Source organism: Bacillus sp. FSL W8-0920 (assembly GCF_038593215.1).
GTDB classification, from domain to species: Bacteria; Bacillota; Bacilli; order Bacillales; family Bacillaceae; genus Bacillus; species Bacillus pumilus.
Genome location: NZ_CP151974.1, coordinates 3,206,611 through 3,222,278 on the forward strand (window position 1 = coordinate 3,206,611; position 15,668 = coordinate 3,222,278).

Consider the following 15,668-nt stretch of genomic DNA (forward strand, 5'->3'; position numbering starts at 1 on the left):
CCCCCGGCTTTTCACTCACTTTGATGACGTTTTTTTAATACTTTTAATACATCATCAAGCGGCAATTGCTGTTCACGTAATAACACAAGCAGGTGATACAGAAGATCAGCTGTTTCCCATTTCAATTCTTCTTGATCCCGGTTTTTCGCCGCAATGATGACCTCTGACGCTTCTTCCCCTACCTTTTTCAGGATTTTATCGACCCCTTTTTCAAATAGATAGGTTGTATAAGCGCCTTCTGGCATTTCTGCCTGACGTTTCGCAATCACCTGTTCAAGTCCATTTAAAATGGCAAAACGATCCTGCTCTTCCGTTTGACGCTTCACGCCTTCTTCCGAAAAGCAGCTATAGCTGCCAGTGTGGCACGCTGGTCCACTTGGTGTGACAAGAATAAGCAGAGCATCCTTGTCGCAGTCATATCGAATGGATGTGACTCGCTGAGTATGTCCAGATGTGGCGCCTTTGTGCCAAAGCTCGTTTCTTGACCGGCTGTAAAACCATGTTTCTCCTGTTTCTAGTGTTTTTTCATAGGATTCTTGATTCATATACGCCAATGTCAATACTTCCTTACTTTGAGCATCCTGTACAATCGCAGGTATCAGGCCTGCCTCATTAAAGGATAATTCGTTTGCCTGTTTCATCTGACCTTCACCCCGTGTTCTCTCAAGTATGTCTTTACCTCTTGAATTGAAGTCTCTTTATAATGAAAAATGGAAGCCGCTAAAGCTGCATCCGCTTCTCCTTTTGTAAATGCCTCCAGCATATGCTGAGCATTGCCAGCGCCTCCTGAAGCAATGACAGGTACGGTGACAGCTTCTGACACAAGCTTTGTTAATTGATGATCAAAGCCCTTTTTCTCACCGTCGGCATCCATACTTGTCAGCAAAATCTCTCCTGCCCCCTTCAGCACGGCTTCTTTTGCCCAATCGCTAACCTCTATATCCGTTTGACGACGCCCTCCGTGTGTATAAACCATGTACGCTTTTTTCTCTTCATCGTACTTTGCATCTATTGCGACGACAATGCACTGGGAACCAAAAAAATCGGCGCCTTCTGAAATGAGTTCTGGTCTTAAAACTGCCGCTGTATTCACAGATACTTTGTCTGCACCCGCTCTTAATATGCGCTTCATGTCATCAAGGTGGTTAATTCCGCCGCCTACCGTAAAAGGGATGGCAAGAGTGGACGCCACTTGCTTGACCACATCCACCATCGTTTTCCGGCCTTCATGAGAGGCAGAGATATCAAGAAAGACGAGTTCATCCGCCCCTTCCTCATCATATATCTGCGCTAATTCTACCGGATCACCAGCATCCTTTAAGCCGAGGAATTGCACCCCTTTGACCACACGACCTTCCTTCACATCGAGACATGGGATGATTCGTTTTGTCATCATACGCGGTCAAGCCCTTCAATTGCTTCAGCTAAAGTAAACCGCTCCGTATAAAGTGCCTTTCCAATGATCGCACCAGAAACGCCTGACTGTTTTTGTGATGACAGCTTTTGGAGATCGGCTACCGAACTGATACCGCCTGAGGCAATGACTTGTTTGCCAGTAGCTTCTGCTAAGCGAACTGTACTTTCTACATTAGGACCAGCCAGCATGCCGTCCATTTGAATATCTGTGAAAATAAAGACCTCCGCGCCTTCCTTTGCCAATTCTTTGCCGAGATCCTCCGCCTTCACTTTCGACGTTTCAAGCCACCCCTCAGTCGATACAAAGCCATTTCGCGCATCGATGCCAATCGCTATTTTCTCCCCATATTGCGCAAGCATTTTTTTCACAAAGGCAGGGTTAGAAACAGCCGAGCTGCCAAGGATGACTCTAGCTACACCATTGTTTATATAAAAGGCAACGTCTTCTTCTGTCCGAATGCCGCCGCCAATTTGTACATTTACATCTAAGGATGAAGCAATCGCCAGCACATGCTCATGATTCACGCGATTCCCCGCTTTCGCACCATCTAGGTCAACGAGATGAATCCACTTTGCTCCTTCATTTGCAAATCGCGTCGCCATATCGAGCGGCGAATCTCCATAAATGGTTTCTTGATCATAATCTCCTTGCACGAGCCGTACACATTTGCCATTTCTCATATCAATCGCTGGATACAATGTAAATTCACTCATTTGTTCACCCTCTGTTCGTTTGCTAATTGAATAAATTGTTTGAGCAGCGCCATGCCCGTTGTACTGCTTTTTTCAGGGTGAAACTGTGCGCCTAGCACATTTCCCTTACCAACAACTGCTGGTACTTGAACGCCATAGTCTGCGCTTGCTAATTGCTCTTCTGGATTCATATCCCTCACATAATAAGAGTGAACAAAGTACGCAAATCCTTCCGGTACCCCGTCAAACAATGGGGAGGGCTGATGAAATGTGAGCTCATTCCACCCCATATGAGGCACCTTCAGCCTTTGCCCACCCTGGTCACGATCCTTTAGAAGAACGACACGCCCTTTTAGCAGCCCCAAACCTTTCGTACGCCCTGCCTCTTCACTTTCTTCAAATAACAGCTGCATCCCAAGACAAATGCCAAATAGCAGCTTTCCTTCCTGCACTACTTGGTGGATAAACGCCTCAAGCCCTGTCTGTTTTAACAGCTGCATCGCATCTCGAAACGAACCGACCCCAGGCAAAATATAAGCATCTGCCTTTTTGAGCTCCTCCACATCAGAGGAGACGATATAACGGGCACCTGCTCGTTCCAGTGCTTTTGATACGCTGAACAAATTTCCCATTCCGTAATCAATGACTCCGATCATTAGAGCATCCCCTTTGTTGAAGGAATCCCTTTCACACGTGGATCAATGGTTGTTGCTTCATCTAAAGCACGTGCCATTGCTTTAAAAATAGCTTCAATTATATGGTGTGTATTGGTTCCATAGTGAACAATTACATGAAGATTTATACGAGCTTCTAACGCAAACTTCCAAAGAAACTCATGTACGAGCTCTGTATCAAAGGTACCGACCTTTTGACTTGGAAAGGCCGCTCTCATTTCTAAATGAGGACGATTGCTTAAATCGACCACGACCTGAGCAAGCGTTTCATCCATTGGAACAAAACTGGAGCCATATCGCTTGATTCCCTTTTTATCACCTAACGCTTCCTTAAACATTTGCCCAAGCACGATGCCGATATCTTCTGTTGTGTGGTGATCATCAACATCTGTATCTCCTTTCGCATCGACGGTCAAATTAAAGTGTCCATGCTTCGTAAATAGATCGAGCATGTGTGTCATAAAAGGGACATCTGTTTGAATATCCGCTTTTCCTTCCCCATCAATCTCTAACGATAACGAAATATTCGTTTCATTTGTTTGTCTCGCTGTTTCCGCCTGTCTCATGACGATTCCCCCCGCTTTCTCGATTCAATCGACCTTGCATGTGCTTCGAGCCCCTCTAACCTAGCAAAAGCCGCAATGCTATCCCTGTGTGTCTCAAAGGCTTCTTGACTATATGAAATAATGCTTGTTTTCTTTTGAAAATCGGTCACACCAAGCGGGCTAGAAAATCTGGCTGTTCCGTTGGTTGGCAGCACGTGATTCGGTCCTGCAAAATAATCGCCCACCGGCTCAGGGCTATAACGCCCTAAAAAAATCGCCCCTGCATGCTTGATTTGACCAAGAAATGATTCTGGATATGCTGTCAGCACCTCTAAATGCTCTGGCGCTAACTGATTGACGACGTCTACTGCACGATCCATGGAATCTGTCACGTATATACGGCCATGATGTTGTATGGATTGTGCAGCGATTGATTTTCTTGGCAAGGTGTCCAGCTGCGCTTGCACCTCAGCTCGCACATTTTCAGCAAGTGTCTTAGACGGGGTCACCAAAATACTAGATGCTAGCGCATCATGCTCTGCCTGAGAAAGTAGATCGGCCGCCACCTCATATGCTATGGCCGTGTCATCTGCTAGAACCGCAATTTCACTAGGACCGGCAATCATATCAATGTCTACCTGACCAAATACTTCCCGCTTTGCCAGTGCGACATAGATGTTGCCTGGACCTGTGATTTTATCAACAGGCTGGATGCTTTCTGTTCCATAGGCAAGTGCCGCAATCGCCTGTGCACCGCCCATTTTATACATCTCTGTAATGCCGAGCTCCTTCGCAGCAACGAGTACAGCGTCAGAGAGGTAGCCGTTTTTCCCTGGGGGTGTCACAAGGACAATTCGCTGAACACCAGCGACAAGCGCGGGAATCACATTCATCAAAACAGATGATGGATAAGCAGCTGTTCCGCCGGGGACATACACACCAACTGCCTCAAGTGGTGTCACCTTTTGTCCGAGCATCGAGCCATCCTGCTGGTGATAAAACCAAGAGGATGTCAGCTGACGCTCATGGTATGTGCGAATATGATGGATAGCCGTTTGGATCACATGAATCATGGCTGGGTCCAAACGTTCGGAGGCTTTTGTCATTTCCTCATCTGTGACAAGCGGATCTTCAAGCAGCACCCCATCAAATTGCTTTGTAAAAGACTGTACCGCTTGATCACCATTTAGCCTCACTTCTTGTATAATCCGCTGAACAGCCAGGCGCTGCTCTTCCGTGCCTGTATCTAAAGTCCGTTTGAGCGAGAGTGTCTCTGTCTCACCTTCTTGTATATAGGTGATGTTCATGATGTTTCCTCCCCTTCAATGATTCTTGCAAGGCGCTGCGCCATTTCATCGATCACCGCATCCTTCATCCGATAGCTCACAGGATTGACAATAAACCGTGATGTAATATCACAAATATGCTCCGTTTCAACAAGTCCGTTTTCCTTGAGTGTTTGACCTGTAGAGACAATGTCTACAATACGATCGGCGAGTCCGATGAGCGGTGCTAATTCAATGGAACCATTCAGCTTAATGATCTCCACCTGCTCCCCTTGCTCTCTAAAATAGGAAGATGCAACATTTGGGTACTTTGTTGCCACACGCGGTGCGACACCGCCCCAGCTAGCTCCCGGCAATCCGGCAACCGCTAAATGGCATTTACTGATGTTTAAATCAAGCACCTCGTACACATCACGAGCTTCTTCGAGCATGACATCCTTTCCTGCAATGCCAACATCTGCTACACCGTGCTCTACATAAGTCGTCACATCCATTGGCTTCGCTAAAATAAAGCGGAGGTTTTCTTCCGGTACATCGATGATTAACTTTCTTGAATCCTCGAATTCCTCTGGCAGTTGATATCCTGCCTGCCTTAACAGCCCTGCGGCTTCTTCAAATATTCGGCCCTTTGGCATCGCCATCGTCAATACTTTACCCATTTTGTTCTCCCTTTCTAGCGCCGATAAAATAAGTCACCTGCTCAAATGCCTTGGTCATCGCGTCAATATTTTCAATCCCTGCTAAGTCTTGCAAGACGATCTTTTTCCCTTTTGACCGCTCCTTTTCTGCAAAAGCAAAAGCCTCCAGCCGTTGTTCTTTACTAAAAATCACTGCCTCCTGCGGTTCATTGATTTCTTTTGCATCAAGTGCTTCAAGCAGACGATCTAATCGAAGTCCGAATCCTGTAGCTGGCGCAGGTGCATCAAAATGAGCAAGCAATTGGTCATATCTGCCGCCACTTCCGATGACTGACCCAACATGATCTGCAAATACTTCAAACAAAATACCCGTGTAGTAGCTCATATGACTCACCATGCTTAAATCTAGACGGATATATTCTGTACAGCCGTAATCTTCAAGTGTCTCCCAAAGCGACTTTAACTGCGTAAGCACCTCTTTTCCTTCTTGTGAAACGACGATTTCCTCTGCCCGCTCTGTGACTTCCTGGCCGCCTCTTAATTCTAAAAGCTGTAACAGCCTCGTTTTATCGATGGAGGAGAGTGGCAATTGCTTCACATGCTGACGGTACCCTACATAATTCTTTTCATATAAGAATCGGCGAAGAACGTTTGCACGCTCTGTATTTCCCAGTACATCTACAAATAACGTCTCTGCTAAAGCGACATGCCCAATCGCGATTTTGAAGGATTTGAGCCCAGCATTTTTTAATGCGAATACGACAAGCGCGATCACTTCAGCATCTGCACTAATCGAACCGTCTCCAATTAACTCAATTCCGACCTGCTCAAATTCTGATGGTCTTCCGCCTTCTCTTTCCTGTGCCCGGAACACATTGGCCGCATACCCAACGCGAAGCGGATACGCCTGTTCATGAAGCTTTGATGCTGCCACTCTCGCAATAGGTCCCGTCATATCAGGTCTGAGTACAAGGGTTTGCCCGTTCTGATCTAAAAGCTTAAAGAGCTGTGTATCTGTAATCGCCGATTGAACACCGACTGTATCGTAAAATTCAAGCGTTGGTGTCTCCATCAACCGGTAACCCCAACCGTTCATGACCTCTGTTAAGGAATGTCTCACTTTTTTCTTCGTCTCATACAATCCTGGTAATGAATCCCGCATACCATATGGTTTCTCAAACATAAACATGTTCTTCTGCACCTCCAACACATTAAAACAAAAAATTCCGAATCCTTTAGTTCGCTAATATGATAATATGCTAACAAAATAAAGTAATTAAATCAATCATTTTTATTTTCTCTCTATTTTCATGAAAAATTAGTGGAATTATTACATTCAAGTGACACCTGTCCCTTTTCTATATGTTCGATGAAAGAACGTGCTATAATACATAAAAATATTGAATAAAACAGGAGATTACAGTGAAGTTCATCCAGACATTAATCTTAACTTTGTTGTGCGCATGCCTTGTTTATTTCGGCTTTATATACGTGACACAAATCGACCAAGTCAAAAAGACAGCTTCACCACACGAAGCAGCCAAAGAAAAAGAAAACGATACAGCACTCGCAGCTGAAGAAACACGATCAACGAAAAAAACAGACACCACCTACTCTTCCTTAAAAGGAAGCAAAAAAGCCATGGACGTCATCCTTTACAATCAAATGGATGCCCCAAAGCTTTATAATGGATGCGAAGTTACAAGCTTAGCGATGCTTCTTCATTACAGCGGCTACGAGCAAGTGACGAAAGACGCATTGGCAAATGAAATTAAACGTGTTCCACTCAATTATGAAAATGGCTTAAAAGGAGACCCCCATGACGGATTTGTAGGCGATATGGAGAATGGACCAGGTCTTGGTGTATACCATGAACCTATTTATCAGCTTGCGAAAAAATATGCGGGCGCTCAAGTCGTCGATTTAAGCGGAAAACCTGTCAAAAAGGCCATCTATCAATCACTTGAAAAAGGGTATCCTGTTTGGGTGATTACCACATCCACCTTTGACAAAATAGATAACATCGAAACATGGAATACACCAAATGGCAAAATAGATGTAAGCTTTAATATGCATAGCGTGGTCATCACAGGCTATGACAAGGAGCATGTCTACTTAAATAACCCATACGGAGAAAAGAATCAAAAAGTCGATCGCGACCAGTTTGAAGATTCTTGGGAACAGATGGGCAGGCAGGCGATTATCATTAAAGCATAGAACAATTTCTCTTTGAAAACATGAAAACCCATCCTCTATCCGAATAGAGGATGGGTTTTTTCATGATGATAGTATTTCCTTCAGACTGTTCTCAAGCTTTTCAGCTGTCATTACTCCTCCGCCTACACTGAAGCATACAACCTTTTTTAATAAAAATGAGAGATAATTCTTGATCGTTAAACTCCTCACTCATCGTTTTTAGCGGCAACGAATTGCTTATTCTGCTTCAGATACAACCGTAAAACGTTCTCCAACATGGGCAGCCTGCTCAATTTCATCGACAAGCGCAATGGCGTAGTCGGCATAGCTCACATAGCTGTCACCTTTAGAATTGACAATCAGTTGGTCTTTCCCTTTCACATAAGAACCTGTGCGTTTGCCAGCTGGATCAAAGAATGCAGCAGGGCTGAGGAAAGTCCATTTTAATCCTTCGGTTTGTTGAAGGTCTTTTAAGTTTTCACCTTGCTGTGAAGCAGTAGGCACATACTCCTTTGGAAATTCCGGTGTATCAACAAGTCTTGTTGTTTTGGCTTCATCAACAAAAAGACTGCCCGCTCCGCCCACAACGATTAAACGGGTACCGGGTACCTCTTTCAAAATATCAATCAGCTTTTTCCCTGCCTCTACGTGAAGGTGCTCTTGTCCAGCAGGTGCGCCAAATGCATTGACGATGACATCAAGGCCTTTGATGTCTTCTGCTTGTAAATGAAACACATCCTTCTCAATAACAGCTACGGATGAATCTGTCACTTTTTTCGCATCTCGAACGATGGCTGTTACCTCATGTCCTCTTGATTGAGCCTCTTTTACAATTTCCTGTCCTGCTTTACCTGTAGCGCCAATAATGCCGATTTTCATATGAATTCCTCCTGTAAATGATTTTATTTAATAAATAAAGGTGTAACCGATTTAGTTACAACAGAGGTAAAAAAAATTGAATAGATCATCCAATTTTTTTGATTAACACCTGCGTTAGTTCACTTAATTTGATCTCAGCAAGCACTTGCTCCATCGCACTTTGAGCGCGGCACAAGATTAACTCAAGCACAGCCTGGATATTTGCACCGATCGGACAGTCAGGATTTGGGCTTTCATGGATTTGAAACAATTCGCCCTCATCCACCACCTCAACCGCTTTATACACATCAAGCAGCGTGATATCGTCTTCACTGCGGTTCAGCTGAGAACCGCCTTTGCCAAGACTCGTTGAGATTAGGCCTGCTTTTTTTAATTTACTCATAATACGGCGGATGACCACTGGGTTTGTATTCACACTTCCCGCGATATCCTCCGATGTCTGTAATGATCCTTTTTCAAGTGATAGCAAGGCCAGAATATGGACAGCGACAGTAAATCTGCTGCTGATTTTCATGTTTTCTCACCTCTGTTGTAATCATTATAGTTACACCATAACATATTGTCAACAAAAAAGTCTGCCGAGCTACTCAGCAGACGTAGATTGACGTGCATTCATTTCTTCTTTCGTATAAATCATGCGCATTGGATTTCCTCCAACAAATGAGCCTGCTGGAACATCCTTATGAACAAGTGTACCAGCCGACACGATCGCCCCATCCCCAATGGTCACACCAGGTAAAATGGTGGAATTGGCTCCAATTAAGACTTCATCCCCAATATAGACTTCCCCAAGTCTGTATTCTTTAATCAAATACTCATGGGTCAAAATGGTTGTGTTATAGCCAATCACCGAATTTCGACCGACCGTGATTTTCTCAGGAAACATGAGATCCACCATGACCATTAAGGCAAACGCTGTATCTTCGCCAACCTTCATACGAAGAAAGGTTCGGTATATCCAATTTTTTATTCCCATAAAAGGCGTGTACCGTGCGATTTGAATGAAAATAAAGTTTTTCACCACTTTGAAAAAGGGGACCGTCTGATAGACTTGTCGTAACGAATTGACCCCTTTTACAGGATATCGATCTGTTTTTCTCAACTCAATCAGCTCCAACAATCGCCAGAAGATCACTCATTTTCTTTAGCATAAAATCAGGGCGATGCTTTAAAAGGGCCTCTTCTCCCTTAATTGACCAAGCAACACCTGCTGTTTTTGTCCCTGCCGCTTGACCAGACAAAATATCGTGATAATTATCGCCGACCATCACCGCTTCATGTGGATCACTGCCAAGCTTGGATAATGCCAGCTGGACTGGCTCCGGATGCGGCTTCTCATTTTGGACATCATCGAGCGTCACAATCACTTCAAAGAATGGCTCTAAACCGGTCAGCTTCAATCCCATTAACACTGTGTCACGTATCTTTGTTGTGACAATTCCAAGCTTAAATCCTCGATCCTGCAAAACCTTCAATGTATCTATAACAGTCTCATATTCAGTCACGAGCAGATCATGCTGTTCATGATTAAACGTACGGTACATCTGAATCATGTCATCCGTTAGATTAGGGTCCATCGCAGAGAATGTATCAAATAATGACGGACCAATGAAATGGAGGATCTCTTCACGGCTGTACTGATCAGGGTAATAATGATCAAGCGTATGTTGAAATGAAGCAATAATTAATTCATTAGTATTGATTAATGTGCCATCTAAATCAAATAGCACGGTGTTAACAGTTGATTCGTTCATATGGCTTCCTTTCTAACAACTGCGAGCTCGCGCTTTCGCCAAATATAGCTAATGGCAGCTGTTAATAAAATAGCAGATATCAGACGGATGACAAGAAGCGGCCACACAGGAATCCCAAGTGGAATAAATATCAGCGTGTCTTCGACTACTGCATGGCAGGCAACAAGGAAAATGAAAGCAAGGGTTAAATCCTTTTTACTCACGCCGTCCTCTTCCACTGCCTTCATCATCACGCCAGCTCCGTATGCTAGACCAATGGTTAACCCAGCGACCATCGTCATCGACGTATTTTCTTTCATTCCAAGCATTCTCGTAAATGGAGACAGCCACTTAGACAGCGTATGGAGCCATCCTAAATCTCTCATGAATTGAATGATGATCATGAGAGGGATGACGATACAGGCGAGCTGGAGCACACCGAGTACGGCTTTTTGTAAAGCGACAAGGACGATCATGTACCAGCTGGAAGGCACATCAGCCGTTTGGGCTGCTGTCAGCAGTCCATATTGTGCCGGCTCCTGGCCTCCCTGCCAAACGAGATGAATGACAATAGCCGAAACAACAGCAAGACTGATTCTGACCAGCAAAATGACAGACACTCTCAGTCCAACCTTTGCTGCCACAGTCGATTCGATGATCAGGTTGTGACAAAAGGACAGCATCACGGCCAAAATAAACACTTCCTTCACAGGAAGATCTAAAGTCAAAATGGCCGCTATGCCCGCATACAAGTTCAGCACATTTCCTAACACAAGCGGAATGGCTGCTTCTCCTGAAAGACCAAACAATCCCATAAATGGCCGTATGAATTGAATGATCCAATCCATAATAGGCGTATGCTGCAAGATACTGACGAGAATGGTAACCGGAAAGATGACTTTTCCAAGTGTCCAAGTTGTCGATAGCCCTGCTTTTAAGCCGTTTTTCCATGTCTCCTGCATCTTTCTGATCCCCCCTGCTTTAATTCGATGAGTTGTTCTCTTTATACGGGATCGATGCGTGACCTTTTATTCTTCTAAAGATCAGCAGCAGAACAGCCACTACAAAAATGGCAATCGAAATCATTTGAGCGATTCGAAGATGTTCTGTCAGCATCAAACTGTCCGTTCTCATACCTTCTATGAAAAAACGACCGATTGAATACCAAATTAAATAAGACAAGAAGATTTCGCCTCTGCGCATCGCTGTTCTACGTAATAAAATCAAGATCACAACACCGGCAAGATTCCATAATGATTCGTATAAGAACGTTGGGTGATAATACGTCCCATCAATATACATTTGATTAATGATAAACTCAGGCAAATGCAAATTCTCTAAAAAGGCTCTTGAAACAGCCTCACCATGCGCTTCCTGATTAATAAAGTTCCCCCAGCGTCCAATGGCCTGCGCTAGTAAAATACTAGGTGCTGCTACATCGGCTATTTTCCAGAAGGACACCTTTTTCACTTTTGTGAAGACGATCGCTGTCAGCACAGCACCTATCAGCCCGCCATGAATGGCAATTCCGCCATGCCAAATCTTAATGATTTCATTTGGGTGCTGCTGATAGTAATCCCATTCGAAGGATACATAATAAATTCGTGCACAAATAATCGCTATTGGAATGGCAAATAAGATTAAATCAATAAACGTATCTTTATTGATTCCTCTTTTCTCACATTCTCTCAGTGCGAGCCAGAGTCCTAGTAAGGCTCCGACCCCAATGATCACACCATACCAATGAACCGAAAGAGGTCCGAGCTGAAAAGCAATCGGATCAATTGGCTGAATCGCTTCGTTCATATAGACAACTCCTATTCATCTTGGCCATTGTCTTCAATGACATCGGCTAGTTTACTTGTAAATTGTTCCGCCGCATTATGTCCCATGCGTTTTAACCTGAAGTTCATCGCAGCCACCTCAATGATAACCGCTAAGTTTCGACCAGGGCGGACAGGAATGGTCAGCTTCGGTACATCTGTATCGATGATTCGCATTTTCTCTTCTTCAAGTCCTAAACGATCGTACTGTTTGCCTTGTTCCCAAAGCTCAAGGTTCATGACAATCGTAATTCTCTTATAGCTTCTGACAGCCCCAGCTCCAAATAAGGTCATCACATTAATGATGCCTAATCCGCGGATTTCTAAAAGATGTTCAATCAGCTCTGGTGCGCTTCCGACTAGCGTATCCTGATCCTCTTGACGGATTTCCACGCAATCATCTGCGACCAGCCTGTGTCCTCTCTTCACTAATTCTAAGGCTGTTTCACTTTTTCCTACTCCGCTTTTTCCAATTAACAATACACCTACACCATATACATCAACAAGTACGCCATGAATCGCGGTCGTAGGTGCAAGCTTGCTTTCTAAAAAGTTGGTCAAACGACTCGAAAGTCTTGTCGTTTTTAGGCTTGAACGTAACACAGGTACACCATTTTCATTTGAAGCTTCAATTAATTCCTTCGGTACTTCACGATCTCGTGACAAAATAATTGCAGGGGTAATATCAGTACAAAGAGACATCATTCTCTGCTTTCGTTCGCGTTCTGGGAGCTGTTCAAAAAAAGAAAGCTCTGTCTTCCCTAAAAGTTGAACTCTTTCTTTTGGGTAATATGTAAAATAACCAGCCATTTCAATACCTGGTCTGGAAAGATCACTGATTGTAATGGGACGATTAATCCCTTCTTCCCCACTTACCAGTTCAAGATGAAATTGTTCCATTATGTCCTTCGTACGAACTTTCGGCACGCTTCTTCCTCCTTTTATCACAGGCGATTCAGAAATACAGCTCTATTTTATCACTTTCAATGATGATCCCAAAACAGTATTTTATCCTGATCCTGTTTCCGTACATTTACTGGTATAGACAACTATACTTAAAAAGGGTAAACTAAGTCAAAGACAATGACTAAAGGGGGCACAATCATGAGCAGCTCTTTATTGCTCTCCAATATTCATATTGTGACAAAGACTGAAATGATTGCAAACGGTTTTGTCGGTTTACGCGACGGCAAGATTGACTATATTTCAACAACACCACCGACAGGAAATTATGAAAAAGTATATATTTCCCGGGAAAACTTTTATCTACTTCCCGGAATGATTGATATTCACATCCATGGCGGATATGGAGCAGATATGATGGATGCGACATCAGAAGCCATGAATACACTCGCTGACAACTTACCGTCAGAAGGAACGACAAGTTTTTTAGCCACAACCATCACTCAAAACCATCATGAGATAGAGCAAGCACTTAAAAATGTCGCCAAGTGGAAACAATACAATGAAGAACAAGCAGGCGTTCAGGCACAATGTTTAGGTATCCATCTTGAAGGTCCTTTTATTTCTAAAGATAAAGCAGGGGCACAGCCTGTTCAATGGATACAGCAGCCCGATCGCCCTCTTTTTGAAAAATGGTTGGATGCTTCTGAACGGCTTATTCGAATTGTCACGTTCGCACCTGAGGAAGACCCTGATTTTGCTTTTCTTTCCTTGTTGCAAGAAAAAAACATTATTCCTTCTATTGGACATACGAATGCCCATCATGACATGATTGAATTAGCAGCAAAGCATGGTGCACGCCATGTCACGCATCTTTATAATGCACTGAGTTCGTTTCAGCATCGTGAACCAAACGCTGTAGGAGCTGCTCTTACAAACGACGATCTCCATACTGAGCTGATTACGGATGGGATACACTCCCACCCACTTTCCATCAAGCTTGCGTATTTGGCAAAAGGAAGTGATCGTTTAATGATGATCACAGACTCGATGCGCGCAAAAGGACTTGGAAATGGCACGTATGAATTTGGGGGTCAAACAGTCACAGTGAGCGGCGAACAAGCTTTACTGGCAGATGGTACACTTGCAGGATCGATTCTGCGAATGAAAGATGGCGTCAAACGGATGAAACAGATCACACATTGCGAATGGACAGAGATCGCAAAGATGACCTCAACTAATGCAGCCATTCAGCTAGGACTTGATCAGCAGCTTGGTTCGATTGAAGTTGGAAAACAAGCAGACCTTGTGATCTGGGATGAGTCTGGTGAACTAATGATGACGATCTGCCATGGACAAATCGTCTTTGAGAAAAAGGAGGCCAACCACTAATGAACATCATTGAATTTGAAGATAAAGAACAATTAGGAAAAGAAGCAGCAGCCCTGATCGCGCGCACAATCGCTTCTAAACCAGATGCCGTACTCGGCCTGGCAACGGGCGGTACACCTCTTGATACGTATCAAGAGTTAATTCACCTTCATCAATCACAACAATTGTCTTTCAAACAAACAAAAACAGTCAATTTAGATGAATATGCAGGCCTTGATCCAGATCATGAAAATAGTTATATGACCTATATGAAACGTCATTTATTTGATCATATTGATCTTCCACAGGATCAGTATTTCCTTCCAAATGGCGCTACACCTGATTTAGAAAAGGAATGCTTAAGATATGATCAGCTCATTCAAGACATAGGCGGCATCGACCTTCAGCTTCTTGGAATCGGTCAAAATGGACATATTGGTTTTAACGAGCCCGGTACCCCGTTTAACTCAAAGACTCATGTCGTGCAACTAGATGAAAATACCCGGCAGGCCAATGCAAGATACTTTTCTTCTATTGATGAAGTGCCTACACATGCCATCACCATGGGCATTGCGAGCATTCTTTCTAGTAAAAAGATTCTCCTTCTTGCATCAGGAAAATCAAAAGCGAAAGTGATACAATATTTAGAACAGACTGAGATACATCCAGACTTCCCAGCATCTTCTCTGAAACTTCATGAAGATGTGACGATTTTGATTGATCGAGAAGCTGGGTCACTACGCTAAAGCTAAACACGAGAGGATTTTCACATGTTTATTGATAAGCAGTCACCTATTCCGATGTACCATCAGATTATGGAGAACTTGAAAAAACAGATTGAGGATGGAACATTAGCACCTGATACACTCATTCCTTCTGAAAGAGAATATGCCGAACGCTTTGGTATAAGTCGAATGACTGTCAGACAAGCCTTATCGAACCTTGTGAATGAAGGATATTTGTATCGACAAAAAGGAAAAGGCACCTTTGTGAGCCGAAAAAAATTTGAACAGCCGCTTCAAGGCTTAACAAGCTTTACAGAGGATATGCGTCAGCGTGGTCTTAAAGCTTCAAGCCAGCTGATTGATTTCACAAAAACCGTCTGTCCAGATCACTTGCTGCCTGTCTTACAACTGTCAAATGGCGATGCTATATTTGAACTCAAACGGATACGCCTCGCAAATGATGAACCGATGGCGATTGAAACGAGCTATATCCCTGAAGCATTTGCAGGAGATTTAACAAGGGAACATTTAACTGGCTCTATATATGAATATATAGAGACTCAAACAGGCCTTACAATTGCTCATGCAAAACAAGAGCTTGAAGCGAATGTTGCTTCAAATGAAGAAGCACACGTGCTGTCTATTTCAACAGGCGATCCCGTGCTCTCAATCGCAAGAACGACTTATTTTCAGAATGATATTCCGTTTGAATATGTTCTTTCCGTTTATAGAGGAGATCGTTACAAGCTCATTCATACAATGGAAAGATAAACAGTGCCCTTATAA

General features: G+C 43.6%; 19 protein-coding genes. 4 read left to right on the top strand and 15 right to left on the bottom strand.

Going from position 1 to position 15,668, the window contains the following annotated elements; translation table 11 throughout:
• Positions 1-11: 11 nt before the first annotated feature.
• From hisIE to NSS78_RS16595, 8 genes are read right to left on the bottom strand one after another with little or no spacing between them, the layout of a single operon-like run.
• Positions 12-641, bottom strand: a complete 630-nt coding sequence (gene hisIE / locus NSS78_RS16560; protein WP_212045566.1) for a bifunctional phosphoribosyl-AMP cyclohydrolase/phosphoribosyl-ATP diphosphatase HisIE — start codon at positions 639-641, stop codon at positions 12-14.
• On the bottom strand, positions 638-1,396 hold the full coding sequence (gene hisF / locus NSS78_RS16565) for an imidazole glycerol phosphate synthase subunit HisF (RefSeq protein ID WP_212045567.1): 759 nt from the start codon (positions 1,394-1,396) through the stop codon (positions 638-640). Before hisF ends, hisIE begins: the two co-directional genes overlap by 4 nt.
• A complete protein-coding gene (gene hisA / locus NSS78_RS16570; protein WP_050944269.1) occupies positions 1,393-2,130 on the bottom strand; it encodes a 1-(5-phosphoribosyl)-5-[(5-phosphoribosylamino)methylideneamino]imidazole-4-carboxamide isomerase in 738 nt (245 codons plus the stop codon). The genes hisF and hisA overlap by 4 nt, the downstream gene beginning before the upstream one ends.
• Entirely contained in the window at positions 2,127-2,765 is a 639-nt protein-coding gene (gene hisH, locus NSS78_RS16575) for an imidazole glycerol phosphate synthase subunit HisH (protein WP_212045568.1), read from the bottom strand. Before hisH ends, hisA begins: the two co-directional genes overlap by 4 nt.
• A complete protein-coding gene (hisB, locus tag NSS78_RS16580; protein ID WP_113387401.1) occupies positions 2,765-3,349 on the bottom strand; it encodes an imidazoleglycerol-phosphate dehydratase HisB in 585 nt (194 codons plus the stop codon). The genes hisH and hisB overlap by 1 nt, the downstream gene beginning before the upstream one ends.
• The gene (hisD, locus tag NSS78_RS16585) at positions 3,346-4,635 is read right to left on the bottom strand and encodes a histidinol dehydrogenase (RefSeq protein ID WP_309215989.1); all 1,290 of its coding nucleotides are present in this window, start codon (positions 4,633-4,635) and stop codon (positions 3,346-3,348) included. Before hisD ends, hisB begins: the two co-directional genes overlap by 4 nt.
• Positions 4,632-5,273 carry an ATP phosphoribosyltransferase gene (hisG, locus tag NSS78_RS16590; RefSeq protein ID WP_003213329.1) on the bottom strand — a complete coding sequence of 214 codons (642 nt, stop codon included), beginning with the start codon at positions 5,271-5,273 and terminating at the stop codon, positions 4,632-4,634. Before hisG ends, hisD begins: the two co-directional genes overlap by 4 nt.
• Positions 5,266-6,441, bottom strand: a complete 1,176-nt coding sequence (locus NSS78_RS16595) for an ATP phosphoribosyltransferase regulatory subunit (RefSeq protein WP_106029371.1) — start codon at positions 6,439-6,441, stop codon at positions 5,266-5,268. Before NSS78_RS16595 ends, hisG begins: the two co-directional genes overlap by 8 nt.
• A gap of 233 nt (positions 6,442-6,674) precedes the next feature.
• Between NSS78_RS16595 and NSS78_RS16600 the strand changes: the two genes are divergently transcribed.
• Positions 6,675-7,469: a C39 family peptidase gene (locus NSS78_RS16600; protein ID WP_050944278.1), complete on the top strand. Its 795-nt coding sequence runs from the start codon at positions 6,675-6,677 to the stop codon at positions 7,467-7,469.
• A gap of 216 nt (positions 7,470-7,685) precedes the next feature.
• Here NSS78_RS16600 and NSS78_RS16605 read toward each other — a convergent pair whose 3' ends face one another.
• The 7 genes from NSS78_RS16605 to hprK form a co-directional block, all read right to left on the bottom strand.
• Positions 7,686-8,327: an NAD(P)-dependent oxidoreductase gene (locus NSS78_RS16605; protein WP_212045570.1), complete on the bottom strand. Its 642-nt coding sequence runs from the start codon at positions 8,325-8,327 to the stop codon at positions 7,686-7,688.
• 85 nt (positions 8,328-8,412) lie between these two features.
• The gene (locus NSS78_RS16610; protein ID WP_003213266.1) at positions 8,413-8,841 is read right to left on the bottom strand and encodes an Rrf2 family transcriptional regulator; all 429 of its coding nucleotides are present in this window, start codon (positions 8,839-8,841) and stop codon (positions 8,413-8,415) included.
• A gap of 69 nt (positions 8,842-8,910) precedes the next feature.
• Entirely contained in the window at positions 8,911-9,429 is a 519-nt protein-coding gene (locus NSS78_RS16615) for an acyltransferase (protein ID WP_327839629.1), read from the bottom strand.
• Position 9,430: 1 nt separating this feature from the next.
• Entirely contained in the window at positions 9,431-10,081 is a 651-nt protein-coding gene (gene ppaX / locus NSS78_RS16620; RefSeq protein ID WP_212045572.1) for a pyrophosphatase PpaX, read from the bottom strand.
• Entirely contained in the window at positions 10,078-11,022 is a 945-nt protein-coding gene (locus tag NSS78_RS16625) for a nucleoside recognition domain-containing protein (protein WP_212045573.1), read from the bottom strand. Before NSS78_RS16625 ends, ppaX begins: the two co-directional genes overlap by 4 nt.
• A 19-nt stretch (positions 11,023-11,041) precedes the next feature.
• A complete protein-coding gene (lgt, locus tag NSS78_RS16630; protein ID WP_050944287.1) occupies positions 11,042-11,866 on the bottom strand; it encodes a prolipoprotein diacylglyceryl transferase in 825 nt (274 codons plus the stop codon).
• Positions 11,867-11,877: 11 nt separating this feature from the next.
• On the bottom strand, positions 11,878-12,810 hold the full coding sequence (gene hprK, locus NSS78_RS16635) for an HPr(Ser) kinase/phosphatase (protein WP_003212943.1): 933 nt from the start codon (positions 12,808-12,810) through the stop codon (positions 11,878-11,880).
• A gap of 177 nt (positions 12,811-12,987) precedes the next feature.
• Here hprK and nagA point away from each other — a divergent pair, with 177 nt between their 5' ends.
• From nagA to NSS78_RS16650, 3 genes are read left to right on the top strand one after another with little or no spacing between them, the layout of a single operon-like run.
• Complete coding sequence (nagA, locus tag NSS78_RS16640; RefSeq protein WP_050944289.1) at positions 12,988-14,178, top strand: N-acetylglucosamine-6-phosphate deacetylase; 1,191 nt, start codon at positions 12,988-12,990, stop codon at positions 14,176-14,178.
• The gene (gene nagB / locus NSS78_RS16645) at positions 14,178-14,903 is read left to right on the top strand and encodes a glucosamine-6-phosphate deaminase (protein WP_212045574.1); all 726 of its coding nucleotides are present in this window, start codon (positions 14,178-14,180) and stop codon (positions 14,901-14,903) included. The genes nagA and nagB overlap by 1 nt, the downstream gene beginning before the upstream one ends.
• A 24-nt stretch (positions 14,904-14,927) precedes the next feature.
• Positions 14,928-15,653 carry a GntR family transcriptional regulator gene (locus NSS78_RS16650; protein WP_050944292.1) on the top strand — a complete coding sequence of 242 codons (726 nt, stop codon included), beginning with the start codon at positions 14,928-14,930 and terminating at the stop codon, positions 15,651-15,653.
• Positions 15,654-15,668 lie beyond the last annotated feature (15 nt).

What these genes read in the sequence shown, in the direction of transcription:
- NSS78_RS16625 (WP_212045573.1), bottom strand. Translation starts at nt 11,022, where the DNA reads ATGCAGGAGACATGGAAAAACGGCTTAAAAGCAGGGCTATCGACAACT.
- NSS78_RS16650 (WP_050944292.1), top strand. Translation starts at nt 14,928, where the DNA reads ATGTTTATTGATAAGCAGTCACCTATTCCGATGTACCATCAGATTATG.
- hisA (WP_050944269.1), bottom strand. Translation starts at nt 2,130, where the DNA reads ATGAGTGAATTTACATTGTATCCAGCGATTGATATGAGAAATGGCAAA.
- hisD (WP_309215989.1), bottom strand. Translation starts at nt 4,635, where the DNA reads ATGAACATCACCTATATACAAGAAGGTGAGACAGAGACACTCTCGCTC.
- hisG (WP_003213329.1), bottom strand. Translation starts at nt 5,273, where the DNA reads ATGGGTAAAGTATTGACGATGGCGATGCCAAAGGGCCGAATATTTGAA.
- NSS78_RS16610 (WP_003213266.1), bottom strand. Translation starts at nt 8,841, where the DNA reads ATGAAAATCAGCAGCAGATTTACTGTCGCTGTCCATATTCTGGCCTTG.
- nagB (WP_212045574.1), top strand. Translation starts at nt 14,178, where the DNA reads ATGAACATCATTGAATTTGAAGATAAAGAACAATTAGGAAAAGAAGCA.
- NSS78_RS16595 (WP_106029371.1), bottom strand. Translation starts at nt 6,441, where the DNA reads ATGTTTATGTTTGAGAAACCATATGGTATGCGGGATTCATTACCAGGA.
- lgt (WP_050944287.1), bottom strand. Translation starts at nt 11,866, where the DNA reads ATGAACGAAGCGATTCAGCCAATTGATCCGATTGCTTTTCAGCTCGGA.
- hisF (WP_212045567.1), bottom strand. Translation starts at nt 1,396, where the DNA reads ATGATGACAAAACGAATCATCCCATGTCTCGATGTGAAGGAAGGTCGT.
- ppaX (WP_212045572.1), bottom strand. Translation starts at nt 10,081, where the DNA reads ATGAACGAATCAACTGTTAACACCGTGCTATTTGATTTAGATGGCACA.
- NSS78_RS16605 (WP_212045570.1), bottom strand. Translation starts at nt 8,327, where the DNA reads ATGAAAATCGGCATTATTGGCGCTACAGGTAAAGCAGGACAGGAAATT.
- hisB (WP_113387401.1), bottom strand. Translation starts at nt 3,349, where the DNA reads ATGAGACAGGCGGAAACAGCGAGACAAACAAATGAAACGAATATTTCG.
- nagA (WP_050944289.1), top strand. Translation starts at nt 12,988, where the DNA reads ATGAGCAGCTCTTTATTGCTCTCCAATATTCATATTGTGACAAAGACT.
- hisH (WP_212045568.1), bottom strand. Translation starts at nt 2,765, where the DNA reads ATGATCGGAGTCATTGATTACGGAATGGGAAATTTGTTCAGCGTATCA.
- hisIE (WP_212045566.1), bottom strand. Translation starts at nt 641, where the DNA reads ATGAAACAGGCAAACGAATTATCCTTTAATGAGGCAGGCCTGATACCT.